The organism is Rhizobium sp. BR 249 (assembly GCF_047445895.1).
Classification (GTDB): Bacteria; Pseudomonadota; Alphaproteobacteria; order Rhizobiales; family Rhizobiaceae; genus Rhizobium.
Window position 1 is genome coordinate 310,152 of record NZ_JARWKX010000001.1, and the last position, 22,550, is coordinate 332,701.

26 protein-coding genes and 1 tRNA gene are annotated in these 22,550 nt (G+C 61.2%); 18 read left to right on the top strand and 9 right to left on the bottom strand.

Features of this window, described 5'->3' with window-relative positions; all coding sequences use genetic code 11:
- Positions 1–44 precede the first annotated feature (44 nt).
- Positions 45–650 carry an HAD-IA family hydrolase gene (locus QD408_RS01560; RefSeq protein WP_414138112.1) on the top strand — a complete coding sequence of 202 codons (606 nt, stop codon included), beginning with the start codon at positions 45–47 and terminating at the stop codon, positions 648–650.
- Between the two features lie 21 nt (positions 651–671).
- Here the strand turns inward: QD408_RS01560 and QD408_RS01565 are convergent, their stop codons facing one another.
- Both QD408_RS01565 and QD408_RS01570 read right to left on the bottom strand, forming a co-directional pair.
- The gene (locus tag QD408_RS01565; RefSeq protein WP_414138113.1) at positions 672–1,190 is read right to left on the bottom strand and encodes an N-acetyltransferase family protein; all 519 of its coding nucleotides are present in this window, start codon (positions 1,188–1,190) and stop codon (positions 672–674) included.
- Between the two features lie 24 nt (positions 1,191–1,214).
- Positions 1,215–1,784: a helix-turn-helix domain-containing protein gene (locus QD408_RS01570; protein WP_414138114.1), complete on the bottom strand. Its 570-nt coding sequence runs from the start codon at positions 1,782–1,784 to the stop codon at positions 1,215–1,217.
- Between the two features lie 136 nt (positions 1,785–1,920).
- Between QD408_RS01570 and tenA the strand changes: the two genes are divergently transcribed.
- The 4 genes from tenA to QD408_RS01590 all read left to right on the top strand — a co-directional run bounded on the left by tenA (position 1,921) and on the right by QD408_RS01590 (position 5,117).
- Entirely contained in the window at positions 1,921–2,619 is a 699-nt protein-coding gene (gene tenA / locus QD408_RS01575; RefSeq protein WP_414138115.1) for a thiaminase II, read from the top strand.
- Positions 2,620–2,696: 77 nt separating this feature from the next.
- On the top strand, positions 2,697–4,529 hold the full coding sequence (gene lepA / locus QD408_RS01580; RefSeq protein ID WP_414138116.1) for a translation elongation factor 4: 1,833 nt from the start codon (positions 2,697–2,699) through the stop codon (positions 4,527–4,529).
- 58 nt (positions 4,530–4,587) lie between these two features.
- Positions 4,588–4,818 (top strand): type II toxin-antitoxin system CcdA family antitoxin, encoded by a 231-nt coding sequence (locus QD408_RS01585; RefSeq protein ID WP_088684386.1) that lies wholly within the window; start codon positions 4,588–4,590, stop codon positions 4,816–4,818.
- Positions 4,818–5,117 carry a CcdB family protein gene (locus tag QD408_RS01590; RefSeq protein ID WP_414138117.1) on the top strand — a complete coding sequence of 100 codons (300 nt, stop codon included), beginning with the start codon at positions 4,818–4,820 and terminating at the stop codon, positions 5,115–5,117. Before QD408_RS01585 ends, QD408_RS01590 begins: the two co-directional genes overlap by 1 nt.
- A gap of 3 nt (positions 5,118–5,120) precedes the next feature.
- On the opposite strand, the gene QD408_RS01595 is transcribed toward QD408_RS01590, so the two are convergent.
- From QD408_RS01595 to QD408_RS01605, 3 genes are all read right to left on the bottom strand, one after another.
- Positions 5,121–5,573 carry a GFA family protein gene (locus QD408_RS01595; protein ID WP_414138118.1) on the bottom strand — a complete coding sequence of 151 codons (453 nt, stop codon included), beginning with the start codon at positions 5,571–5,573 and terminating at the stop codon, positions 5,121–5,123.
- Positions 5,574–5,660: 87 nt separating this feature from the next.
- Positions 5,661–6,209, bottom strand: coding sequence for a sugar O-acetyltransferase (locus QD408_RS01600; protein WP_414138119.1), 549 nt, complete (start codon positions 6,207–6,209; stop codon positions 5,661–5,663).
- 11 nt (positions 6,210–6,220) lie between these two features.
- The gene (locus QD408_RS01605) at positions 6,221–6,958 is read right to left on the bottom strand and encodes a type 1 glutamine amidotransferase (protein WP_414138120.1); all 738 of its coding nucleotides are present in this window, start codon (positions 6,956–6,958) and stop codon (positions 6,221–6,223) included.
- 130 nt (positions 6,959–7,088) lie between these two features.
- Here QD408_RS01605 and QD408_RS01610 point away from each other — a divergent pair, with 130 nt between their 5' ends.
- Positions 7,089–7,382, top strand: a complete 294-nt coding sequence (locus QD408_RS01610; RefSeq protein ID WP_414138121.1) for a SelT/SelW/SelH family protein — start codon at positions 7,089–7,091, stop codon at positions 7,380–7,382.
- A 10-nt stretch (positions 7,383–7,392) separates the two neighbouring features.
- Here the strand turns inward: QD408_RS01610 and QD408_RS01615 are convergent, their stop codons facing one another.
- Positions 7,393–7,806 (bottom strand): BA14K family protein, encoded by a 414-nt coding sequence (locus QD408_RS01615; RefSeq protein WP_414138122.1) that lies wholly within the window; start codon positions 7,804–7,806, stop codon positions 7,393–7,395.
- Between the two features lie 167 nt (positions 7,807–7,973).
- Here QD408_RS01615 and QD408_RS01620 point away from each other — a divergent pair.
- Positions 7,974–8,058: transfer RNA gene (locus QD408_RS01620), tRNA-Leu, on the top strand.
- A gap of 155 nt (positions 8,059–8,213) precedes the next feature.
- On the opposite strand, the gene QD408_RS01625 is transcribed toward QD408_RS01620, so the two are convergent.
- Positions 8,214–8,510 (bottom strand): DUF982 domain-containing protein, encoded by a 297-nt coding sequence (locus QD408_RS01625; RefSeq protein ID WP_088684377.1) that lies wholly within the window; start codon positions 8,508–8,510, stop codon positions 8,214–8,216.
- Positions 8,511–8,840: 330 nt separating this feature from the next.
- Between QD408_RS01625 and rfbF the strand changes: the two genes are divergently transcribed.
- The 7 genes from rfbF (at position 8,841) to QD408_RS01660 (ending at position 15,651) form a co-directional block, all read left to right on the top strand.
- Entirely contained in the window at positions 8,841–9,614 is a 774-nt protein-coding gene (gene rfbF / locus QD408_RS01630; protein WP_088684376.1) for a glucose-1-phosphate cytidylyltransferase, read from the top strand.
- Positions 9,605–10,669, top strand: coding sequence for a CDP-glucose 4,6-dehydratase (rfbG, locus tag QD408_RS01635; protein ID WP_088684375.1), 1,065 nt, complete (start codon positions 9,605–9,607; stop codon positions 10,667–10,669). The genes rfbF and rfbG overlap by 10 nt, the downstream gene beginning before the upstream one ends.
- Positions 10,666–11,901 carry a methyltransferase domain-containing protein gene (locus tag QD408_RS01640; RefSeq protein WP_414138123.1) on the top strand — a complete coding sequence of 412 codons (1,236 nt, stop codon included), beginning with the start codon at positions 10,666–10,668 and terminating at the stop codon, positions 11,899–11,901. The genes rfbG and QD408_RS01640 overlap by 4 nt, the downstream gene beginning before the upstream one ends.
- Positions 11,898–12,440 carry a dTDP-4-dehydrorhamnose 3,5-epimerase gene (gene rfbC, locus QD408_RS01645; protein WP_414138124.1) on the top strand — a complete coding sequence of 181 codons (543 nt, stop codon included), beginning with the start codon at positions 11,898–11,900 and terminating at the stop codon, positions 12,438–12,440. The genes QD408_RS01640 and rfbC overlap by 4 nt, the downstream gene beginning before the upstream one ends.
- The gene (locus QD408_RS01650; RefSeq protein ID WP_414138125.1) at positions 12,437–13,675 is read left to right on the top strand and encodes a glycosyltransferase family 2 protein; all 1,239 of its coding nucleotides are present in this window, start codon (positions 12,437–12,439) and stop codon (positions 13,673–13,675) included. The genes rfbC and QD408_RS01650 overlap by 4 nt, the downstream gene beginning before the upstream one ends.
- A gap of 76 nt (positions 13,676–13,751) precedes the next feature.
- On the top strand, positions 13,752–14,903 hold the full coding sequence (locus QD408_RS01655) for a DegT/DnrJ/EryC1/StrS family aminotransferase (protein WP_414138126.1): 1,152 nt from the start codon (positions 13,752–13,754) through the stop codon (positions 14,901–14,903).
- An 82-nt stretch (positions 14,904–14,985) separates the two neighbouring features.
- Positions 14,986–15,651 (top strand): GNAT family N-acetyltransferase, encoded by a 666-nt coding sequence (locus tag QD408_RS01660; RefSeq protein ID WP_414138127.1) that lies wholly within the window; start codon positions 14,986–14,988, stop codon positions 15,649–15,651.
- Between the two features lie 13 nt (positions 15,652–15,664).
- Here the strand turns inward: QD408_RS01660 and QD408_RS01665 are convergent, their stop codons facing one another.
- Together QD408_RS01665 and QD408_RS01670 are read right to left on the bottom strand one after the other, a co-directional pair.
- Positions 15,665–15,997, bottom strand: coding sequence for a hypothetical protein (locus QD408_RS01665; protein ID WP_414138128.1), 333 nt, complete (start codon positions 15,995–15,997; stop codon positions 15,665–15,667).
- 61 nt (positions 15,998–16,058) lie between these two features.
- On the bottom strand, positions 16,059–17,681 hold the full coding sequence (locus QD408_RS01670) for a GumC family protein (protein ID WP_414138129.1): 1,623 nt from the start codon (positions 17,679–17,681) through the stop codon (positions 16,059–16,061).
- A 135-nt stretch (positions 17,682–17,816) separates the two neighbouring features.
- On the opposite strand from QD408_RS01670, the gene QD408_RS01675 reads away from it, so the two are divergent.
- From QD408_RS01675 to purU, 4 genes are all read left to right on the top strand, one after another.
- Complete coding sequence (locus QD408_RS01675; RefSeq protein ID WP_414138130.1) at positions 17,817–18,875, top strand: glycoside hydrolase family 5 protein; 1,059 nt, start codon at positions 17,817–17,819, stop codon at positions 18,873–18,875.
- 2 nt (positions 18,876–18,877) lie between these two features.
- Positions 18,878–20,170, top strand: coding sequence for a hypothetical protein (locus tag QD408_RS01680; RefSeq protein ID WP_414138131.1), 1,293 nt, complete (start codon positions 18,878–18,880; stop codon positions 20,168–20,170).
- 56 nt (positions 20,171–20,226) lie between these two features.
- Positions 20,227–21,240, top strand: a complete 1,014-nt coding sequence (locus tag QD408_RS01685; RefSeq protein WP_088684365.1) for an acyltransferase family protein — start codon at positions 20,227–20,229, stop codon at positions 21,238–21,240.
- Positions 21,241–21,545: 305 nt separating this feature from the next.
- A complete protein-coding gene (gene purU / locus QD408_RS01690; protein ID WP_088684364.1) occupies positions 21,546–22,430 on the top strand; it encodes a formyltetrahydrofolate deformylase in 885 nt (294 codons plus the stop codon).
- Positions 22,431–22,550: the final 120 nt, after the last annotated feature.

Here is a 22,550-nt window from a genome sequence, read left to right on the forward strand (position 1 = left end):
GACGCCACTTTCGCCGGTGTTTTGAGAACGAGGAATTTTTCCGCATGAAAGTGTTGATGGTCGATGTCGATGGCGTGCTCATTCATGGGCGTCCGGCCGACGGCCTTCCTCTCTTCACATTTCTGGAACGCGATCTGGGACTTAGTCTCGAACTGCTGCAGCGGGAATTCTTCCAGACTCACTGGGGTGAGATCATCGTTGGCCGCGAGGCGCTGGAACCGAGGCTCGCCCAGGTGTTGGCAAGAATCGCGCCTCATCTCAGCGCCGCGACGCTGATCGATTACTGGTTCGAAAACGATTCCCGCGTCGACAGCGGTCTCCTGGAAGAACTCGTCGCGCTTCGACACAGCGGTGTCACGCTCTTCTTGGCGACCAACCAGGAGCATAGGCGGGCACGTTACCTGATGGAAAAGCTGGGCCTTGGCGACCATTTCGACGACATCCTCTATTCCGCAGCCCTCGGGCACAGGAAACCTTCGCTGGACTTCTTCAAGCTTGCAACCGAGCGCGCGGGCGTGCTGCCCGGTGACATCGCCTTCATCGACGATATTGCGGAAAATGTCGAAGCGGCGCGGCAGTTCGGCTGGAACGCGGCGCAATGGACGGCGGGCGCGACGCTGGCTGGCGCGCTTCCCATATTCGCAAAGTGAGCACAGGCTGCGCGGGGGCAATCAGGCGAGCCGCTTGTAGAACAGGGTGGTGTCGCAGAAGCCGCCTTCGGGCCACAGAGCATAATCGGGGATGACGCCGACGCGCTGCCAGCCCAGGCGCGGATAGATCGCCTCGGCATCGCTGCCGGTTGCCGTGTCGAGCACGAGCAGGGTCTTGCCGCGTTTGGCCGCCTCGCGCTCGGCTGCTTCCATCAATAGGCGGGCAAGGCCGCGCCCGCGGGCGGAGCGGTGCACGAGGAGCTTCTTCAGATCGCCGCGATGCGGCTGGTTCGGCATTTGCGCGGCACCCACCTGCACCGTGCCGACGATCCGGCCATCGAGTTCGGCGACCAGCAGCAGGCTGCTGCCGCCGGCGACCGCATCGGCAACCTCTCGCCAGTAAAGCTCGGCATCTTCAGCTCCATAAGGCTGCATGAAGCCGACCGAAGCGCCGCCCGCGACGCAATCGGCCAGCACCTCGGAAAGATCGGGAATGGCAGCGCGGGCCGCCTTGGCGGAAAGGATTCGAATATCGGGCACGTTCTTCTCCTGAAATGAATGTCGTTATCGGCCGCCGCGATCGAGCACGACGCAATAGCGCGCCGGCGCATTGCCGGGATTATGGAAGGAGTGCCCCTCGCCGACGGGCATGAAGAGGCAATCGCCGGGGCGCAGCCGGTAAACAGTCTCGCCCGCCGTCATCTCCAGTTCGCCGTCGAACAGCCAGACATGCTGCGTCATGTCATGGGATGCCGCATGCGGCGGGAAGCTGACGCGGGCGCCGGGCGGAAATTCGACTTCGACGATATCGACGGCGGAAGCCGTGCCGGGCGCCGATACCGCGCGCCTGAGATAACCTGTCTCCGGATCGCGCCAAACCTGCTGTTCCTGCCGGCGGGCGAGCGGCGAGGCCTGCTGCCCCTCCTCCGCGAAGAAGGCCGACAGCGACAGGCCGAGCGCTGCGCAGACCCTTGCCAGCAACGAGGCGGTGGGACTCGCCTCCGCGCGCTCGATGCGCGAGATCATCGCCCGGCTGACGCCCGACGCCTCGGCAAGCTCATCCAAGGTCAGACCCTTTTCCAGCCGCAATGTGCGAATGCGGCTGCCGATCGCCTGTTCGAGTTCCTGTTCCATCGCCGATTCCTGATTCTACTATATGAGAAATACATTATCTCATGATGGAATCAAGTCGCCTCCACGTGTCATCTCGCTTGCCTTCGCTGCCGCGCCGCCGATATATGGCAGCGGCGCCTGGAGAGCGGAGGACATCATGGACGGCAGCATGCAGAACAGCGAAATCACGGGAAGCTTCACGGCCGCCGCCTGGGACCGGATCAAGCCTGTTATGGCCGAGATCGAGCGATTGCCGCTCCTGGAACGGCTTTCGGACGGCACGCTGCCGCCGGAAGTTTTCCGCCACTACATCCTGCAGGATGCGATCTATCTGAAGCACTATGCCCGGTGCCTGGCCATCGTCGCGGCAAAGGCGCCCGACAATGCACAGGTGCTGCGCTTCCTCGGCTCGGCGCAGAAGGCGATCACCGTCGAGCAGGGCCTGCATGCCGGCTTTCTCTCGCAGTTCGGCATTTCGAGCACGGATGTGACGGCCGCAGAGCCCTCGCCTGCCTGCTTCGCCTATACGAATTTCCTTCTGGCGACCGCCTATCACAGCTCCTATGCCGTTGCGCTTTCCGCCATTCTGCCCTGCTTCTGGATCTACTGGCATGTCGGCGAAGGCATCAAGAGCAGGCCTGTTATCGAGGACAATGTTTTCCAGGCCTGGATCAACACCTATGGCGATCCGCAATTCGCCGCCGGCGCCCGCGAAGTGATCGCGCTGACCGATATCGCCGCCCGGGCCGCATCGGAGGCGGAACGCACTCAGATGATGGATGTTTTCGTGCGCGCCTCCCAATATGAATGGATGTTCTGGGATTCGGCCTGGCGGCTGGAGGCGTGGCCGGTCTGACACGACTTCGACCGGCCCGCAAAATAGCGTAAACAGCGGGATAATTACCGCTTTGCGGCAGGGGGCGGCGCTGCTATATGGCGCGCATGAGCACCAATTCGACCACTCCGCTGTCCCATATCCGCAACTTCTCGATCGTGGCCCATATCGACCACGGCAAATCGACGCTGGCCGACCGCCTGATCCAGACGACAGGCGGCCTTGCCGAGCGCGAAATGTCCGAGCAGGTGCTCGACAATATGGATATCGAGCGTGAGCGCGGCATCACCATCAAGGCCCAGACCGTGCGCCTGCATTACCAGGCGAACAATGGTGAGAAATACATCCTCAACCTGATCGACACGCCCGGCCACGTCGACTTCGCCTATGAAGTCTCGCGGTCGCTGTCGGCCTGCGAAGGCTCGCTGCTCGTCGTCGACGCCTCTCAGGGCGTGGAAGCGCAGACGCTCGCCAACGTCTACCAGGCGATCGACAACAACCACGAGCTCGTCACCGTCCTCAACAAGATCGATCTGCCGGCCGCCGAACCCGACCGGATCAAGGAACAGATCGAGGAAGTGATCGGCATCGACGCCTCGGAGGCCGTGCTGATCTCGGCCAAAACAGGCCTCGGCATTCCCGACGTGCTGGAAGCGATCGTCCACAAGCTGCCGGCGCCGAAGAGCCCCGGCGGCGAAAAGGCGCCGCTGAAGGCGCTGCTCGTCGACAGCTGGTACGACACGTATCTCGGCGTCATGGTTCTCGTGCGCATCATCGACGGCGTGCTGACCAAGGGTCAGACGATCCGCATGATGGGCACGGATGCCAAATACCAGGTGGAGCGCGTCGGCGTGCTGACGCCGAAGATGGTCAATGTCGAAAGCCTCGGCCCCGGCGAGATCGGCTTCATCACAGCCTCGATCAAGGAAGTGGCCGATACCCGCGTCGGCGATACGATCACCGAGGACAAGCGGCCGACGGCGCAGGCGCTGCCGGGCTTCAAGCCGGCGCAGCCGGTGGTCTTCTGCGGCCTCTTCCCGGTTGATGCCGCCGATTTCGAGGATCTGCGCGCCGCCATGGGCAAGCTTCGCCTCAACGACGCCTCCTTCTCCTTCGAAATGGAATCGTCGGCCGCCCTCGGCTTCGGCTTCCGCTGCGGCTTCCTCGGCCTCTTACATCTCGAAATCATTCAGGAACGGCTGGAACGCGAGTTCGATCTCGACCTCATCGCCACCGCCCCCTCCGTCGTCTACAAGATGTACATGACCGATGGCACGGAGCGCGAACTGCACAATCCGGCCGACATGCCCGATGTCGTCAAGATTTCCGAAATCCATGAGCCGTGGATCCGCGCGACGATCCTCACACCCGACGACTACCTCGGCGGCATCCTGAAGCTCTGCCAGGACCGTCGCGGCATCCAGATCGAGCTCACCTATGTCGGCACGCGCGCGATGCTGACCTACGACCTGCCACTCAACGAAGTCGTCTTCGATTTCTACGACCGGCTGAAGTCGATCTCGAAGGGTTATGCCTCCTTCGATTACACGCTCACCGACCACCGCGAGGGCAACCTCGTGAAGATGTCGATCCTCGTCAACGGCGAGCCGGTCGATGCTCTCTCGATGATGGTGCACCGCACCGCCGCCGAAAAGCGCGGCCGCGACATGTGCGAGAAGCTCAAGGAGCTGATCCCGAAGCACATGTTCAAGATCCCGATCCAGGCGGCGATCGGCGGCAACGTGATTGCCCGCGAAACGATCTCGGCCCTGCGCAAGGACGTGACGGCGAAATGCTACGGCGGCGACGCCACCCGCAAGCGCAAGCTGCTCGACAAGCAGAAGGCCGGCAAGAAGCGCATGCGCCAGTTCGGCAAGGTGGAGATCCCGCAGGAAGCCTTCATCGCAGCGCTGAAAATGGGCGACGAATAACGCTTCTCAATGGTATCTTATGCGCATATGATTTGCGCATAAGATCGAGGAGATCGTTATGGGTCATCAGGCCAGAAAAGCAGTGAATCTTTCACTTGACGAAGGCCTCGTTTCCCAGGCGCGCGAACTCAAGATCAACCTATCGCGGGCCGCGGAGGATGGTATCGCCAAGGCGATAAAGGCGGAACGCGAGCGGCTTTGGCGTATCGAGAACGCCGAGGCTATCCGACTTGAAAACGAATATGTCGAAAAGCACGGCCTGCCGCTCGCCAAGTACCGCCAATTTTGATGGCACGCTTTCACGCCCATCAGCTGAAAAACGAAAATATCCTTGCTATCGATCTTCAAGCCAATCTGCTTGACGATCTGCCGTCGCGGGTCATGGTGCCGCTGTATCCAGTGCGGGAACTGAGTTGGTCGATCTCACGGCTGAATCCACGCTTTTCCATCGAGGGTGAAATCTATGTCATGGCCACCCAGCGCATGGCGTCTGTCCCGACCTCGGAAATTGGAAAAGCTATCGCAGATTTATCCGGCAAAAGCGATGCCATCATCGGTGCCATGGACTTCTTCTTCCAGGGCTTCTGAGCCCTATCCCCTGCCCATATACTCCTTCACGAGCCCCTCGTAGGCGTCCATCTCTGGCAGCGCCTCGTAGCTGTACACCGCCCCTGTCTCGGCAAATGACAGCTTCTCGCTCGTCCATGTCTCGATGAAGGGCGTGAACCAGCTGGGGTCGTCGAGCATGGTGACACGCAGGTTGACGAACCAGTCCATGCCTTCCGGCCGGGTGAACATCCAGCTCATGCAATGCGGGCAGAAATAGTGTTTGGTGACGCCATGCAGGCCGCCGATGACGGGCTCGCCTTTGGTGACTTCGAAGCCTTCGCTGGGGATGGCGGCACTCAGCGAATAGGCACTCGCGGTCATCTTCTGGCAGCCGGTGCAATGGCAAGCCATGGTAAGCAGCGGCGGCGCGCTGATCTTCAGCCGTACCCGACCGCAACGGCAGCCGCCTTCCATGGGTAAAGTTCGCTCGCTCATGATGTCCTCCCGTTTCGCTTTCTCATCTAGCGGAGTGATTCTCACTGTCGAGATGGGAAGGTTATTGGGGACGGGTGACACACCGGCTTATCGGATGCGGGCCGGGTTACCGACGACGGTCGCGCCCGCCGGTACGTCCTTCGTCACGACGGCACCGGCGCCGACGATCGCGCCATCGCCGATCGCCACCCCGCCAAGGATGATGGCGCCGCCGCCGATCCAGACGTCGCTGCCGATCTCGACCGGCCGGGCGATCTCGATGCCCGCGCGGCGAAGGGTGAGATCCTTGTGATGCTCGGCGCAATAGATCTGCACGCCCGGCCCGAACATGGTGCGATTGCCGATCACGACGCTGCCGGAATCGAGGATGGTGCAGCCGGAATTGAAATAGACGCGCTCGCCGAGAGCGATATTGATGCCGTAGGAGCAATGGAACGGCGCTTCGATGAAGATATCGTCCGCAGCCTCGGCAAAGAGCGCCCTCAGGACGGGCGCTGCGCCGCCGCGCTCGTCCGGCGGCAAGGTATTGTGCGCATGGACCGCCCGACGCGCCTGCTGGCGCAGAAGATCGAGTTCGTCATCAAGGCAGCAATACCATTGACCCGTCGCCATCTTTTCGCGTTCGCTTGCCGTCATCGCATCCCCTCTCAAGCGGGTGCCTGTGACAGCATTTTGGCCTCTTGCCGCTCGATGAGGCTGACCCAGGCACGTGCTATGGCAAGGCCCGCGGCATCGGCGGCATCGGCATGCCGCGCAGCCAGCTCGGCATAGCCTTCCAGCCAGCCGGGCGCGATCCGTTCGATCGTGTCGGGGAATTCCGCCTTCCACTGCTCGACCACCACTCTATCGGCCTCGAAATGGAATTGGGTGCCATAGACGGCGCGGCCGATGCGAAAGGCTTGGTTCTCGGCGATAGGGCTCGTCGCGAGACGAACGGCGCCTGCAGGCAGGGAAAAGGTATCGGCGTGCCATTGAAAGATGGTGAATTCCCCGCCGACAGCAGACAGCAGCGGATCGGCCCTGCCTTCGCCGGTGACGCCGATGCTGTGCCAGCCGAATTCGCGGGCGGCCCCCAGCAGATTGTCGGCACCATAGGCGCGGGCAAGGATCTGGCTGCCGAGGCAGATGCCGAGCACGGCCTTGCCTGCATCGCCGAAGCGGCGCGTTAGCCGCACGAGTTCCGGCAGATAGGGATGCGTCTCGTCATCCCGAGCGCTCTGCTCGCCGCCGAGAACGACGAGCGCGTCGTGGCCGGATACGTCGCGTGGCAGAATGCCATCCTGCCACACCCGGAACCAGTCGATCTCCGCGCCCGCCTCATCAAGCGCCTTGGCAAGCGCGCCGAGGCCGGTGTTCCTCATGTTTTCGACGACTGCGACTCGCATGGGCTTTTCCCGAGATGGCCGATAGGAGGGAAGAGACCATGCCGGCGGGCGGCGCGCAAGACGCTTGTGCGAAGCCGATTGCGCGGGCACGCGGCAGGACTTAAACCAAGCTGAGCGAAAGGAAACCGCCATGACCGAAAAAGCCCGCGTCTCTATCCTCTACTGCACCCAATGCAACTGGCTGCTGCGCGCCGCCTGGATGGCGCAGGAGTTGCTGCACACTTTTTCCGACAGTCTCGGCGAAGTGGCGCTGATCCCCGGCACAGGCGGCAATTTCGAAATCCGCGTCAACGGCGACCTCATCTGGGAGCGCAAGCGCGATGGCGGCTTTCCCGGGCCGAAGGAATTGAAGCAGCGGGTACGCGACATCATCGAGCCCGGCCGCGATCTCGGCCATGTCGATCGCGTCTCGCACGAAAGCTGACGGCGGCAATTCACCGATAAGGGGAACGGCAGACCCTGTAGACGCCCTCATAGGTGAGAAAGTGATCCGTCCGCGGATTGTAGGAGCGGTATTCATTGGTGCACCAGGCGATGTGCTTGTTCACCTGCTTCGGCTCTACGCGGCGCACCGGCGGCGGATCATAGGTCAGTTGCGGCCGCCCGGCCGCTCCCGGCAGATAATAGGTCGGCCCCGCGCCTCTCGGGCGGTAGTTCGGCTGGACATAGGCGGGACGATGCCACTGCTGCGGCCCGAAACCGAAGCAGCCGCGAAAATCGCAAAGCGTCGATCCCGTATTGACCGGCCCCAGCCCTGGTCTGCCCACCTTGAGCGAATCAGCCGACGCGATTGCGGGCGAAAGAACGGCGAGAAAGCCGGCGAGCAGGAGGGTGCGAAGAGCGGGCATGACGCAATTCCTTTCGATGCTGCCTTTATATAGGGCGTGCCGGCCACAGCGCTATGCCCGCCCGGCGGCACTCTTCCCGATGTGACCCCAGTTTTTTGCCAACTGTCAGGAAAACTTCAAAAACCCAGTTGACAGTCAGGAGCAGCCCCCTTACATCGCTCTCCGTCGCCCAGATGGCGGAATTGGTAGACGCGCAGGTTTCAGGTACCTGTGCCGCGAGGCGTGGAGGTTCGAGTCCTCTTCTGGGCACCATTTCCTTTTGATCCCTGCCAAGATCAAATATTCAAGCCTTTCCAAAAGCTACGCATTTGGCTCTCTTAACAGAGGCCAGGATGACGTGTTTATCTGGAAGCCCAGCATCCGAGATGCCGCTGCCGGAAGGCTTGTCAGCGCCGGTCCAACGCCTGTCACGCGGCCATGTGAGGCGTCGTTTTTCTGCTGTCTGATATAACCGACAAAACCGCAATGCCGGCTTCCCTGGCGGCGCTGAGAAGCAATTCCCTCAACTCGTCCATGCCGCCCTGCCCGGTGACGGCATCGGCGCAGGCCTTGACGGCCGCGACGTACTCCTCTCCGTCTTCAAATGGCCAGTCCACCATCAGAACTTCGGCGGCATCGCGGAGCGTCCTGACGATCCTGCGCTTGTGCCGGCCGCCGAGAAAGAGAACAAGAGGCGCAAAATCCGCCGATGTGTTCCATTGCATGGCACTTTCTCCCCAAGGGTTAGAATATTAGTAACAACGCAAGAAGCGTGCCGTCAACCGGTGGGGGCGGTTTCGTTGCCAGGCAGAGCCGCTTCTTTGAGAGATGCTGGCAACGGATGGATGACTGATGCTGAAACGGTCCCATTATTCGACGCATGACTGGCGAAAAGCTCAGGCCGCCTCGCCAGCAACCCCGCAAGCCTCGCACAAGAACGAAATCGGATACGAGGACAGGGATGAGCATACGGCCGTTCCGCCTGCAGAGAGCCCGGACGGCTCACCCGGGTGGATTGCCGGAAGCTTGACTAGACACTCTGGAGTTCGCTTGGGATGAAAGTCGTAATTCTCGCCGGTGGCCTTGGCTCTCGTCTTGCCGAGGAAACCAGTATTCGCCCCAAGCCTCTGGTCGAAGTCGGCGGCATGCCGATCCTCTGGCACATCATGAACATCTACGCCCATCACGGGCTCAACGATTTCATCGTCTGCGCCGGCTACAAGGGCTATATGATCAAGGAATACTTCGTAAACCTTGTTCTGCATCATAGCGATATCACCGTCGACCTCGGCGCCAACAGCATCGACTATCACGGCGGCAAACGCCCGAACTGGCGCGTGACCGTAGTCGATACCGGCGTGAACTCGATGACCGGCGGCCGTATCGGGCGCGTTCGCGACCACCTGACACCGGGCGAACCCTTCTGCATGACCTATGGAGACGGCGTCGGCGACATCGACATTGCCGCCGAAGTCGCCTTCCATCGCAGCCACGGCCTCAAGGCGACGATGTGCGCGGTGACGCCGCCCGGGCGCTTCGGCGCCACCAATATCGAGAACGACGTGATCACCGCCTTTGTCGAGAAGCCGAAGGGCGATGGCCAGCGCATCAATGGCGGCTTCTTCGTTCTCGATCCTTCCGTCCTCGATCTCGTCGACGGAGACGACACGATCTGGGAGGCCGGCCCGCTGGAATGGCTGGCGGCGAACAAGCAGCTTGCAGCCTTCCGCCATGACGGCTTCTGGCAGCCTATGGACACGCTTCGCGAACGCCATCAGCTCGAAGAACTCTGGAGCTCCGGAAAGGCACCGTGGAAAATATGGGCCTGACGAACTTCTGGAATGGCAGACGCGTTTTCCTGACCGGGCATACCGGGTTCAAGGGATCCTGGCTTTCGCTGTGGCTGGAAAAGCTCGGCGCGGACGTCGCGGCGGTTTCGCTGGAACCGGAAACCACTCCTTCCCTCTATGTCCGGCTTTCGCCTTGGAGCGGGCAGAGCCATCACATCGCCGATATCAGAGACGCGTCAGCGTTCAGCCAAGGTCTCATCAATTTCGAACCAGAAATCGTCATCCACCTGGCTGCACAAGCACTGGTACGACGCTCATACGAAAACCCGACCGAGACTTTCGCAACCAATGTGATGGGCACTGCAAACGTTCTGGAAGCAGTTCGAGAAGCGCCCTGCGTCAAGACGGTTCTCGTCGTTACCTCTGACAAGGTCTATGCCAACAACGGCACCGGCGTTCCCTTCGTTGAAAGCGATACGCTCGGCGGCAAGGATCCCTACTCCAATTCCAAGGCCTGTACCGAACTCGTCGTACAGAGCTATCGCGACAGCTTCTTCAAGGGGCGCGACATCAGGGTTGCGACCGTGCGCGCCGGCAATGTCATCGGCGGCGGCGACTGGTCGAAGGACCGGCTAATACCGGATTTCATCCGCGCTTTCGAAAACAACCAGCCGATTCAGCTTCGTTATCCCGAGGCGATCCGCCCATGGCAGCATGTGCTGGAACCGCTCGGCGGCTATCTCGCCTTTGCCGAGGCGCTGACACATGCAGACGAAAAGAAGCTGCCCGAAGCGCTCAATTTCGGACCCGACCCGGAAAGTTTCGCGACCGTTGCGGAGCTTGCCGATGCGCTTGGCCTCGCCCATGGTGTCAACGACGTCTGGCGACAAGCGCCGGGCACGCATCTGCCGGAAGCGCCCGCTCTGACACTGAGTTCGGCTTTGGCGCTTTCCGCCATCGGCTGGCGACCGCGCCTGAGCCTGCAGCAGACAATCGACTGGACAGCCGCCTGGTACAAGGCCAATCGCGAAGGAGCCGACATGCGCGCCTTCTCGCTCAGCCAGATCGCGGCCTATGAGGAAGCAATATCATGACAGCGCATAATTGCCGGTTTTGCGGCGCTCCCTTGAAACATCGTTTCGTCGATCTCGGTTCGACGCCGCTCGCCAACGCCTATCTGACGGAAGAACAGCTGAAGCAGCCGGAACCTTCCTACCCGCTGCGCGCCTTCGTCTGCTCCGATTGCTGGCTGGTGCAAGCCGACGCCTTCGTGCCGCCGGAAGACATCTTCAGCCACTATGCTTATTTCTCTTCCTACAGCGACAGCTGGGTGGAGCATGCCCGCCAGTTCACCATCATGGCGCGCAAGCGTTTCGGCCTCAACGAGACATCGCAGGTCATCGAGGTGGCGAGCAATGACGGCTACCTGCTGAAGCATTTCGTCGAGGCCGGCGTGCCGGTGCTCGGCATCGAACCGGCCGAAAACGTCGCGGAGGTGGCGCGGCAGACCGGTGTTCCCACGGAGGCGCGGTTCTTCGGCAAGGAAACGGCTGGCGATCTCGTCTCCCGCGGCCTTGCCGCCGATATCGTCATCGGCAACAACGTGCTGGCGCACGTGCCTGACATCAACGACTTCGTCGGCGGGCTCTCCGACGTTCTGAAGCCGGATGGCGTCGTCAGCGTCGAATTCCCGCATCTGCTGCGGCTGATGGAAAACATCCAGTTCGATACCGTCTACCACGAGCATTTCTATTATCTGTCGTTGCTGGCGGTCGAGAAAGCCTTCGCGGCCCACGGCCTTACCGTATTCGACGTGGAAGAACTATCGACCCACGGGGGGAGCCTCCGCGTGCTCGCATGCCGCACGACATCGACCGCTCATCCGACCGGCCCCGGCGTCGCCAAAGTGCGCGCCGACGAAGCGGCCGCCGGCTTCGACAAGGTCGAAACTTACGAGGCCTTCCAAAACCGCGTGGCGCCGATCAAGGATGGACTGCCGACCTTCCTTAAGGAAGCCAAGCGTGACGGCAAGACGGTCGCCGCCTACGGGGCCGCCGCCAAGGGCAATACGCTCCTGAACTTCTGCGGCGTAGGCACTGACCTCATCGACTACGTGGTCGACCGAAACCCGCACAAGCAGGGGCATTACCTGCCAGGCAGCAAGCTGCCGATCTACGCTCCGGAAAAGATGGACGAGACGAAGCCGGACTACATTCTCATCCTGCCGTGGAACATCAAAAACGAAGTCGTTGCGGCCAACGGCAGGGTCGGCGACTGGGGCGGCCGCTTCGCCGTCGCCGTACCGGAACTGACGGTGATCGGATGAGATTCGCTCCGACCGCGGTTTTGGGTGCCTTTGTCGTGGAAGTCGACGCGCGCTCGGACGAGCGAGGGCTGTTCGCGCGGACTTTCGATGCCAGGAGCTTTGCCGACCACGGTCTCGTTCCAATCTATCCGCAGTGCAACGTCTCGCAAAACCACAAGCGCGGTACGTTGCGCGGCATGCATTATCAGGCCGATCCCAGGCCGGAAATCAAACTGGTGCGCGCCACGCGCGGCAGGGTCTTCGACGTGGCGCTCGATCTGAGGCGGGATTCCCCGACCTATCTCAAATGGGCCTCCGCCGAACTCGATGCGTCCCGACACAATGCCTTCTACATTCCCGCCGGCTGCGCGCACGGCTTCCTGACGCTCGAGGACGACTGCGAGCTCTTCTACCAGATGTCGGAAGTCTATGTGCCGGAGCTCGCCCGCGGCGTCCGCTGGGACGACCCCGCCTTTTCCATCGCCTGGCCCTTCATGCCGAGCGTCATCAGCGAGCGCGACGCCGCGCTTGAAAGCTATAGCCAGGAGACAAGCCTTTGAGCGGCATCAAACTCAGCATCTGCATCCCGACTTATAATCGCGAAGCCTTTCTCAGAAACTCGCTGACCTACTGTGAGAACGACTACAAGTTCGACTTCCCCTTCGAAATCGTCATCTGCGACAATGCTTCCACGGACGGCACGCAGCAGGTGGTCGAGGAATTTATCGGCCGGGGGCTGCCGATCCGATACTTCAAGCGTGAAAGTAATGCCGGCGCCCTGGCAAACGTCACGAGCACGCTGCGCCTCGGTAGGGGCGAATACCTCATCTACCTCGCCGACGACGACATCCTGATCGCCGATGCGGTGGCTGACACCATCAGATATCTCGATAACAATCCGGAAGTAACCTGCGCCCATGCGCCCTGGTTCTTCTACGACGAAGTCGCCAAAAACGACATCGCGAAATTCTATAATGTCGAGGAGGATCGGAAGTTCGCGCATGGCAGCTTTGGCGAAGTCTTCCAGTATATGTTCGAGCGCCACATTTTTCCGGAAATCGCGATCTATCGCTCGTCGCCCCTGCGGTCGGCCTGGACCCCGCGAGAATTCTGCTTTTACCCGTTTCCATTCCTTGCGCACTTCCTCGATCAGGGTGCGATCGCCTTCCTGCAGCAGCCGTTCTACCGCTCCATCGCTAATTCAGCGATCGTTCGCGACCGCCAGCAGGAAGGCACCAACGATGTCATGACCAGCTGGGATCGCTATCGTGGCGGGCTTGAATATTTCCTCTATACAGGCGCCAAGCGCGGGGCGCTGAACCTCACGCCCGAGGCGCGTCTCAAGTATGACGAGATGTGCAAGATTTTCACGCTCAACCGCATGGCGGTCGCTTTCCGCTTCTGGGCGGCGCGCAAGAACTTCATCAAGGCCTATGAACTCTATACCCGCATCGTATGGGGCGGGATGCTCGACCACCCAGAAATCCGCCCCTTCCGTGAAAGGCTGCCCCTGATGGTCGCCATCCAGACGCTGGTCAGCGAAGTGAATGCGGCAATCGGGATCAACACGCTGCTTCTCGCCGGTTTCACCGAGATCACCGCGCTCGAGAATCTAATGCGGGAACTCGGGCTCAGTGAAAGGGTGAAGGTGACAAAGGAACTCAGCGACAGCCCGCTGGAATGCACTGCCGTCTTCGTCAGCGTCGAAAGAGACCGAGAATATTTCGTAGCACTCGGCTACCTACCCAATCTCGTGTTCCACGAGCACGACCTTGCCCGGCATATTCTAATGTGAGCCTCGCGCCAGTCTCAAAAACGAGAGTCGTGGCGGGCGCCCGCGTCTTGATTTCCATTGAACAGAAATTAGCGGAATGACAAACAGGATCTTCTACACTAAGCCTTCCATCACTCAGCTTGAAACCGATTACGCCACGGACGCGGCGGCGACCGGATGGGGCGCACGTTGTTACGACTACATCAATCGCTTCGAACGCGACTTCAAAACCCACCTGGGTAGCGACTTTGCCATTGCCACATCGAGTTGCACGGGCGCGATGCACATGGGCTTGGCCGCACTTGGCGTTGGCGCCGGCGACGAAGTGATCCTTGCCGACACCAACTGGGTCGCCACCGTTTCACCGATCTTCCACCTGGGAGCCAAGCCGGTCTTCGTCGACGTGCTGCCGGATTCCTGGTGCATCGATCCCCGCGAGGTCGAGCGGCACATCACCCCGAAGACCAAGGCGATCATCGCGACCCACATTTACGGCAATCTCTGCGACATGGATGCGCTGCTCGACATCGGCAAGCGCACCGGCATTCCTGTCATCGAGGATGCGGCAGAAGCAATCGGCTCCGTTTACCACGGCCGCCGCGCCGGCTCGATGGGCGCCTTCGGCACCTTCTCCTTCCACGGCACCAAAACCCTGACAACAGGTGAAGGCGGCATGTTCGTCACCAACGACGCCGCGCTCTATGAGCGCGTGTTGACGCTGAGCAATCACGGCCGTGCACGCGGCCAGACCAAGCAGTTCTGGCCCGACGAGATCGGCTTCAAATATAAGATGTCCAACATCCAGGCGGCCATCGGCTGCGCACAACTCGAGCGCATCGAAGAGCTCGTGGCCCGCAAACGGGAAATACTAGCTGCCTACATGGTCCGGCTTTCCACCCTGCCCGGCATCTCGATGAATCCGGAATATAGCGGCACGATCAACGGCGCGTGGATGCCTACCGCGGTCTTTCATCAGTCGACGGGCATTACCCGCGAGATGATGCAACAAGCTTTTGAGGCCGCCAATATCGACGCGCGCGTCTTCTTCTATCCCCTTTCCAGCCTCTCAATGTTCGAGGATCGGCCCGAGAACGTGAACGCCTGGGGCATTCCGGATCGCGCGATCAACCTGCCGAGCTACCACGATATGAGCGAAGCCGATATCGACCGAGTGGCGGCAACGCTGCTCGATGTGGCGGCCGGGCGGATCTATCACAACAGCACGGCTTCGAAGTCGATCCGGTCCTAAGCGGCAAACTCGGGCCGTCTTCCTCGCCGGACGGCTACTGCATCTGCCGCGAGCCTTGAGCGGACAATCGGGAATAATCATCATGTCGCAAGTCGATATCGCCAGCCTGAAGAACAATGCGGATCCGGCCAGACGGCTCCGGCTCCCGATCAGGAACGATAGCGGCATACACCTGGGCGATCTGCAATGCATCGACAGGTCGATGCTCGACGAGCCCGGACTTATCGGTGACCTGACTGCGTGGCGAAACCAGTCGATGCCGTTCTTCCTCACGCAGTTTACCGCCACCGAGGAGCGCACGCGCAGCTGGCTCGAAGGCATTTCGCTGCCCGCCGCCGACCGTATCCTATTCGTCATTTGCGATCCCGACGGCAGCCGGCTCGGCAATTTCGGCGTTTGCAATATCCGGCCCGGCGCAGCCGAATTTGACAATGTCATCCGCGGCCGAATGAGCGATATCCGTAACCTGATGTTCCACTGCGGTGAGACATTGCTGGAGTGGATGTTTTCGGGGCTCGGGGCCAAGACGGCCGAGCTGCATGTTTTCTCCCATAATGAAAAAGCGATCGGCCTCTACAATCGGCTGGGCTTTACGTCGACCGAAAGCTTGCCGCTACGGCGGACCGAGGAAAAGGGCGTGGTCAAATATTCGGTCGTCGATCAATCGCAAGCAAATGCAGGCTTCGACTATCTTAGGATGGAGCTTCCCGTCGAGCGTTTCGAGGATCGCATCCGCAGACGCTTTTGAGGAGCTCCGGCCTTCACCGCACCGGCTGATAATGGCCGCGCAGCGGAACCTTTTCGCCCATGGTGACGAAACCGTCGCGGTCGCAGACATACATCAGCGTCGGCATGCCGCCCGAGCGGAAGATCTCGTCATAGCGGCGACGGACCTGGACGGTTTCGGTGCGGCAATTATAGGATTCCTCTTCCTTCTTGTCCGGCTGCGCCTTGACGCCGGGAAGGCCCTTGTAGGGGTAGAGGGGTTGGACATCCGATTTGACGGGTTTCGTCCAGTCGACGGCGAAAGCGGACGCCGGGGCGAGGCTGGACAGGACGCCGAGCGATATCAGAACCATCGTCAACAGCCGCATGGGAGCTCTCCTGCCGGCGACAAATCGCCTCTCCCGGATGTAGGAAAGCTGACGGCCCGCATCAAGCCGCCGCAGCAGGCGGCTTCCTGAAATAACTTCTGATGACGGGGTGGCCGAAGAGGCCGGCGAGGATCGCAAAACCCGCACCGACGACGAAACCGGCAAGAAGACCGCCGATGATGCCCGCGACCAGCAGGATCTTCTTGCCCGGACCATCGGCCTTGACCGGCGGCTCGGCCGGCGAGATGACGCGAATGTTGCTCTGGTTGAGGTTCTGCTCTTCGCTCGTCTGGCTGGAGCGCTTCAGAACCGTCTCGTAGATATCGCGTGCCGCCGTCGCCTTGCGCTGCAATTCGTTCAGTTCCACCTGCTTGTCGGAGGTACTCGCCTGCAGCGCCTTCTGCACGGCGAGTTCCTTGGCGACGCTGTCTTCGGCGGCCTTGGCCTGCTCGTATTCGCCTCTTGCCGAAGTGGCGAGACGCTGCAATTCGCCCTTGATTTCGCCTGATATGCTCTGGAGCGAGGAGCGGGCCGCCTGCAGGCGCGGATGACGAGCGCCCATCTGGCTTTCAAGACTGCCGACGGCAGCCGCCTGGGTGGCATATTGCTGGCGCAGGCTGACCAGCGGCGAAGTGACGCCGCCTTCCGCCTGGTTGCCGGCGACGATATCCTCGACGCGGAGATTGGCGACGGCATCGGCGCGGGCCTTGGCCTGGATGGTCTTTTCCTGCGCCGTCACCAGCAGCGTATTCAACGAGACGAGCCGCTGATCGGAGATCAAATTGCCCTCGGTCGCGGCCATGTCGTGGTCGGCGCGGAAGGTTTCGACGGCCTGCTCGGCCTCCAGCACCTTCCGGCGCAGATCGTCGAGGCGTCCGTCGAGCGTCGAGGAGGTGTTTTCGTAGATGCCGTTCGAGGCGCTGTTTTCTTCCTCGGTGAACGAGGTGACGACCTGGTTGGCAAGCCTTGCGGATTTTTCCGGATCGTTCGTCGTCGCGGCAAGCGAGACGACATAGGTGCTGGCCTCGCGGGTGATAACAAGCGCCTTCTGCAGGGTCCCGATCACGGCGGCGCCATCGGTGCGGCCGCCGGTGAATTCCGGATCCTGATCAAGCTTCATGGCGTCGACGACGCGGCGCAGCACATTGCCCGAGGTCAGGATCTGCACCTGGCTGTCGATCAGCGTCGAGATCATTTCCGGCGAGGGACCCGAAGACTGGGCGCCCGCATCGGCAAGGCCGATCTGGCGCGGATCGAAATAGAGGCTGCTGACGGCAGTGAATTTCTGTCCGATGAACGGCGCCACCGCCCCGCCGGCAACGGCGCCGAGAAGAGCCAGACCGAGCACGACCAGCCGTCGGCTCCAGATCGCGGCGATACTGGAGCGGAGATCGAGAAGTGGCGCGTCAGGCACAGGTGCAGCGTTCGACGGCACGTCGGCGACAGGCTGTTTTGAGTATGGCGGCGCCGGACGCTCGGATTGCCGGATTTGCGCAACCCTTGCCGGCGGCGGCACAAAGGCAGGAGGGGGGGCAGGAGGAGCGGGGTCAGGCCGCGGAGGGACGAAATCATCCGGGCGCACGACAGGGCTGCGCATGCGCACGCCTTCAGGCGCAGTCTGAGACGGCTCAAAACTGCGCCAGCCGGGGAGCCGGCTTACCCTGTTCCTGTCATACTGGTTCATACGCGCACTCGTGTCCCGCCCAGCGTGAAAGACTGAAGCCGAGGTGCCGAGACTTTAGAAATTCTTAGCTAACGGACCGTTAAAATAATTCCAGCGACGCAATGTTGCGATTTGACGCGATTGCGAGGAGTAGCGATGAAGGCGAGACGACATCTGACAGCGCTGCTGCTTGCCGCCGCTCTCGTCCCCTCGCCGGCCCTTGCGGCCGACGCGCCCTGCTATCGCGGGGTCAATCTTTCCGGCGGCGAATATGGCGAGCGCGGCGGCACTTACGGCACGAACTATACCTATCCCAGCGAAGAGACGATCCGCTATTTCGCCAAAAAGGGCATGACGATCATCCGGCTGCCCTTTCGCTGGGAGCGGCTGCAACCGGCGCTCGGCGGGCGGCTCGACGAGGACGAGTTCAAGCGGATCAAGGATACTGTCGGCCTGATCCGCAAGCACGGCATGGCCGTGCTGCTCGACCCGCATAATTTCGGCTATTACGACAAGGTGCAGGTCGGCACCGCGCCGGCGACGGATGCCGCCTTTGCCGATTTCTGGGCAAGGCTCGCAGTCGAATTCGCCAATCAGGACGGCGTCCTCTTCGGCCTGATGAACGAGCCGCACGACATCAAGGCGACGGACTGGCTCACCGCCGCCAATGCGGCGATCCGCAGCATCCGCGCCGTCGGCGCCCGCAATCTCATCTTGGTGCCGGGTACGGCGTGGAGCGGCGCTCACAGCTGGGAGAAGGACGTGATCGGCGGCGCCAACGGCACGGTCATGCTCGGCGTGCGCGATCCGCTCGACTTCTACGCCTATGAGGTCCACCAGTATCTCGACGTCGATTCCTCCGGAACCCACCCGACCTGCGAAGGTGCGGACGCCGCGGTCGAGGCGATCGCCGGGGTCACGGCCTGGCTGAAACGCAACCACAAGCGCGGCTTTCTCGGAGAATTCGGCGCCTCCACCGACAAGGACTGCATGGACGGGCTGACTGAGATTTACGCCACCATGTCCGGGAATGGCGACGTCTGGCTCGGCTGGTCCTATTGGGCCGCGGGCGAATGGTGGCCGGCGGACGAACCCTTCAACGTCCAGCCGCGCCAGGGCGGCGCCGAGCGGCCGCAGATGCGGCTTCTCGCCGAGGCGGCGAAAGCCAAAGCCGGTGCCGGCGCCTGCATGGCCGTCAAGCCGGTGGGGAACTGAACATGGCGGTCAGTGACCAAAGGGCTGCGAGTTTCCCTTTAACCGGCATTGTTGCCCGCAACCGGCTCGATGCCGCCGGCGAGGCGTCGCGCATCGATCATGTCGTGCTCTGGCTCGGCCTGCTCTCCGTGCTCTACAACGGCATTCTCGCCTTCATCAATCACAACATCGTGCCGCTCTCGATGACGCATGTCGCCGCCAGCGAAGGCCTGATCCTGGCAAGCGCCATCATCTACATCCTGCACAAAGGCATCTACGAGACGGACCTGCCGGCTTTCCTGTTCCTGCTGTTCACGCTTGTCGTAACCATCTATGTCAGCGTGCTCAACCGCATGCCGTTCGTCGACCATTTCCGCAACGTGCTGATCATTTTCTGCTTTACCGGGCTCGGCGGCTGGAGCAACGAGAGAACGATGAAGCTTGCCTTTCGCTGGGCAAGCCTCGCCGTGCTGATCTTCCTGATCTTCGAGATCATCAGCGTGCCGTTCTATGTCAGCATCGTGCATCCGTCCGATTATTTCGCCAATACGCGCGGGCTGCTGCCGCTGAGCTACAACAAGACGGGCCTGTTCCAGAACGCGCTCGGTTTTCCCGAGCGCTTTTCCTTCGGCATCATCGACCATCGCTCGTCGTCGATTTTCCTCGAACAGGTGTCGCTTGCCAATTTCTGCGGCGTGATCGCGATCTACCTGATTTCCATGTGGGAAAGATTGGGGCGCTGGGACCGGCTGCTTTTCATCAGCACGGCGGTGCTGATCCTGGTGACGAACGACACACGCACCATGCTGATCTTTTGTTTTGCCTGCATCGCCGGCTATTTCGTCTTTCCGAAGATCCCGCGGAATTTCAATCTGGCGCTGATGCCGCTGATCGTCGCCGCCGGGTTCGTCGTCTATACGCTGAAACCGAATGCCACCGGTGACAATTTCACCGGCCGCATCAACCTGACGATGAAGAAGATCATGGAGCTCGATCCGCTCGCAGTTCTCGGGCTTTCGGTCGACAGGGTCGCCGAGTTCGCCGACAGCGGCTATGTCTACCTGATCTACGCGGCGACGATCTTCGGCGTCGTCGCCCTCTGGCTGTTCGTCTGCCTCTTCCCCGCCGGGCGCACCGCAGCGCAGCGGCGTTGCGCCCATTCACTTTCTCTTTTCATTTTTCTGAATATGATGATCGGGGGCACCGCCGTTTTCTCGATGAAGATCGCCGGTCTCTTGTGGTTCGTCGTCGGATATATGCGCTTCCACGACAGCCCACGCATCCGACAGGGTCGTGCGGCAGATGTACTGAGTTGACCGCAGCGGCACGGTGGAAACCGGCGATCGCGCGAGCCCGAGGAGCAAGACATCAGATGCTTGTCCAGCTTCAATACCTGCGCGCCGTCGCGGCGCTGATGGTCGTTTATTTCCATGCGATATTGCAGCTTGCCAAGGTCAATCCCGCCATCGACGCCACGGCTTTTCTTTACGGTGAAACCGGCGTCGACATCTTCTTCGTGCTCAGCGGCTTCGTGATGTGGCTGACGACGAACGGGCGGGCGATGAGCCCCGTCGATTTCGCCCGCCGCCGCATCAAAAGGATCGTTCCGCTCTATTGGCTGGCAACGCTGTTTTCGGCTGCCGTGGCGCTGCTGGCCCCTTCACTGCTGAAATCGACGGTGTTCGATCTGCCGCATCTCATCGCCTCGCTGTTTTTCCTGCCATGGACCAATCCCGCCGATCCCGGCACGATCACGCCGGTGGTCATTCCGGGCTGGACGCTGAATTACGAAATGTTCTTCTACTTCGTCTTCGCGCTGCTGCTGCCGCTCTCGGAAGTCCGGCGCATCCCGGCGATGTTTGCCGTCTTTGCCGTCATCCTGATCGCCTGCCGCATGCTGCCTGATACAACCGCCACCCGGTTCTACGGCGAGCCGATCATGCTGGAGTTTCTCGCCGGCGTCGTGCTCGGCTGGCTCTACGGGCAGAAGCTCCTTCTGCCGAACCGCTGGGCCTGGGCGGCGCTGGCGATCGGCTTTGCGTTCCTCTTCGTCAACGAGGCCCTGATGCGGCCAGAGAGCCGGTTCTACGCCTGGGGCATCCCGGCGATCTTCATCATCTACGGCGCTGTTTCCATCGACTTTTCCCGTCTGCCCGTCATCGGCTGGCTGAACTATCTCGGCGACTGCTCCTACAGCATCTACATCACCCACGCCTTCACGCTCGCCTTTCTCAGGGTCGTCGCCGACCGCCTGCCGATCGGCATCCTCAAGCAGCCGGTGCTCTTCGTGATCCTTTCGCTGGTGCTCTCGTCGATCGGGGGCGCAATCATCCACGAAATCACCACGCCCCGCCGGAAAGTGGCGGTAAGCCGTCCACCAGCGTAGATGCTTCGGATTCAGTTGCCGCGGTTCATATCCTTGGTTTCCCGCCTCTCGATGTCGCAAATTGCTCATCAGCTTTGAGCGACATGCTCTAATTTCAGTCATAGAAGGCGAGAATACACATCCGGGCGGCGCTGGCGGCACAGCGTTTCGAGCAACTTCTCCTAAGCTGAGCCGGCGATGAGAGAACTTGCAGGAACGTGATGGTTTATCTTGCAATTTGTCGCATGAATGAAAGCGTGCCGGCCTATTCGCGGTTCGGGCTTTGATCTAAGCACGGGCTGCGGCCTCCAAGAGGGAAGAGAGACATGACAAGCTATGTATTGACGGTATCCTGCAAGTCGACGCGCGGCATCGTCGCGGCGATTTCGAGCTATCTGGCCGAGAAGGGCTGCAACATCATCGACAGCTCGCAGTTCGACGATCTCGACACCGGCAGGTTCTTCATGCGCGTCAGCTTCATTTCCGAAGAGGGCCTGTCCGGCACCGAGATCGGCGCGGATTTCGCTGCCGTCGCCGCGCCCTTCAAGATGGAATATGATTTCCACGACAGCGAAAGCCGCATGAAGGTGCTGCTGATGGTGTCGCGTTTCGGCCATTGTCTCAACGACCTGCTCTACCGCTGGAAGATCGGCGCCCTGCCGATCGATATCGTCGGCGTCGTCTCCAACCATTTCGACTACCAGAAGGTCGTGGTCAATCACGACATCCCCTTCCACCACATCAAGGTGACGAAGGAGAACAAGCCGCAGGCCGAAGCCCAGCTCGTCGACCTCGTCGAGCAGACCGGCACCGAGCTGATCGTGCTCGCCCGCTACATGCAGGTCCTCTCCGACCAGCTTTGCAAGCAGATGTCGGGCAAGATCATCAACATCCACCACTCCTTCCTGCCGAGCTTCAAGGGCGCCAACCCTTACAAGCAGGCTTACCAGCGCGGCGTGAAGCTGATCGGGGCAACCGCCCATTACGTCACAGCCGACCTCGACGAAGGCCCGATCATCGAGCAGGACACGGCCCGCATCACCCACGCGCAGTCGCCCGACGACTATGTCTCGATCGGCCGCGATGTCGAAAGCCAGGTGCTGGCGCGGGCCATCCACGCCCATATCCACCACCGCACCTTCATCAACGGCAATCGTACGGTCGTCTTCCCGGCTAGCCCCGGAAGCTACGCCTCCGAACGCATGGGTTGAGCAAAGGCGAAGTCCTGCATCTCTTTTGCCGGCGAAAGGCGATCCCCCGTTGCCTCCCAGCGGCAAGTATTTGATTATCTCGTTCAATAGGTAATCGAATCATGCTGCGGGAGGGGTGCC

Excerpts from the sequence above, each read along its gene's own strand:
- QD408_RS01560 (WP_414138112.1), top strand. The coding sequence starts at position 45 with ATGAAAGTGTTGATGGTCGATGTCGATGGCGTGCTCATTCATGGGCGT.
- QD408_RS01570 (WP_414138114.1), bottom strand. The coding sequence starts at position 1,784 with ATGGAACAGGAACTCGAACAGGCGATCGGCAGCCGCATTCGCACATTG.
- tenA (WP_414138115.1), top strand. The coding sequence starts at position 1,921 with ATGGACGGCAGCATGCAGAACAGCGAAATCACGGGAAGCTTCACGGCC.
- lepA (WP_414138116.1), top strand. The coding sequence starts at position 2,697 with ATGGCGCGCATGAGCACCAATTCGACCACTCCGCTGTCCCATATCCGC.
- QD408_RS01585 (WP_088684386.1), top strand. The coding sequence starts at position 4,588 with ATGGGTCATCAGGCCAGAAAAGCAGTGAATCTTTCACTTGACGAAGGC.
- QD408_RS01590 (WP_414138117.1), top strand. The coding sequence starts at position 4,818 with ATGGCACGCTTTCACGCCCATCAGCTGAAAAACGAAAATATCCTTGCT.
- QD408_RS01595 (WP_414138118.1), bottom strand. The coding sequence starts at position 5,573 with ATGAGCGAGCGAACTTTACCCATGGAAGGCGGCTGCCGTTGCGGTCGG.
- QD408_RS01600 (WP_414138119.1), bottom strand. The coding sequence starts at position 6,209 with ATGACGGCAAGCGAACGCGAAAAGATGGCGACGGGTCAATGGTATTGC.
- QD408_RS01605 (WP_414138120.1), bottom strand. The coding sequence starts at position 6,958 with ATGCGAGTCGCAGTCGTCGAAAACATGAGGAACACCGGCCTCGGCGCG.
- QD408_RS01610 (WP_414138121.1), top strand. The coding sequence starts at position 7,089 with ATGACCGAAAAAGCCCGCGTCTCTATCCTCTACTGCACCCAATGCAAC.
- QD408_RS01615 (WP_414138122.1), bottom strand. The coding sequence starts at position 7,806 with ATGCCCGCTCTTCGCACCCTCCTGCTCGCCGGCTTTCTCGCCGTTCTT.
- QD408_RS01625 (WP_088684377.1), bottom strand. The coding sequence starts at position 8,510 with ATGCAATGGAACACATCGGCGGATTTTGCGCCTCTTGTTCTCTTTCTC.
- rfbF (WP_088684376.1), top strand. The coding sequence starts at position 8,841 with ATGAAAGTCGTAATTCTCGCCGGTGGCCTTGGCTCTCGTCTTGCCGAG.
- rfbG (WP_088684375.1), top strand. The coding sequence starts at position 9,605 with ATGGGCCTGACGAACTTCTGGAATGGCAGACGCGTTTTCCTGACCGGG.
- QD408_RS01640 (WP_414138123.1), top strand. The coding sequence starts at position 10,666 with ATGACAGCGCATAATTGCCGGTTTTGCGGCGCTCCCTTGAAACATCGT.
- rfbC (WP_414138124.1), top strand. The coding sequence starts at position 11,898 with ATGAGATTCGCTCCGACCGCGGTTTTGGGTGCCTTTGTCGTGGAAGTC.
- QD408_RS01655 (WP_414138126.1), top strand. The coding sequence starts at position 13,752 with ATGACAAACAGGATCTTCTACACTAAGCCTTCCATCACTCAGCTTGAA.
- QD408_RS01660 (WP_414138127.1), top strand. The coding sequence starts at position 14,986 with ATGTCGCAAGTCGATATCGCCAGCCTGAAGAACAATGCGGATCCGGCC.
- QD408_RS01665 (WP_414138128.1), bottom strand. The coding sequence starts at position 15,997 with ATGCGGCTGTTGACGATGGTTCTGATATCGCTCGGCGTCCTGTCCAGC.
- QD408_RS01670 (WP_414138129.1), bottom strand. The coding sequence starts at position 17,681 with ATGAACCAGTATGACAGGAACAGGGTAAGCCGGCTCCCCGGCTGGCGC.
- QD408_RS01675 (WP_414138130.1), top strand. The coding sequence starts at position 17,817 with ATGAAGGCGAGACGACATCTGACAGCGCTGCTGCTTGCCGCCGCTCTC.
- QD408_RS01680 (WP_414138131.1), top strand. The coding sequence starts at position 18,878 with ATGGCGGTCAGTGACCAAAGGGCTGCGAGTTTCCCTTTAACCGGCATT.
- QD408_RS01685 (WP_088684365.1), top strand. The coding sequence starts at position 20,227 with ATGCTTGTCCAGCTTCAATACCTGCGCGCCGTCGCGGCGCTGATGGTC.
- purU (WP_088684364.1), top strand. The coding sequence starts at position 21,546 with ATGACAAGCTATGTATTGACGGTATCCTGCAAGTCGACGCGCGGCATC.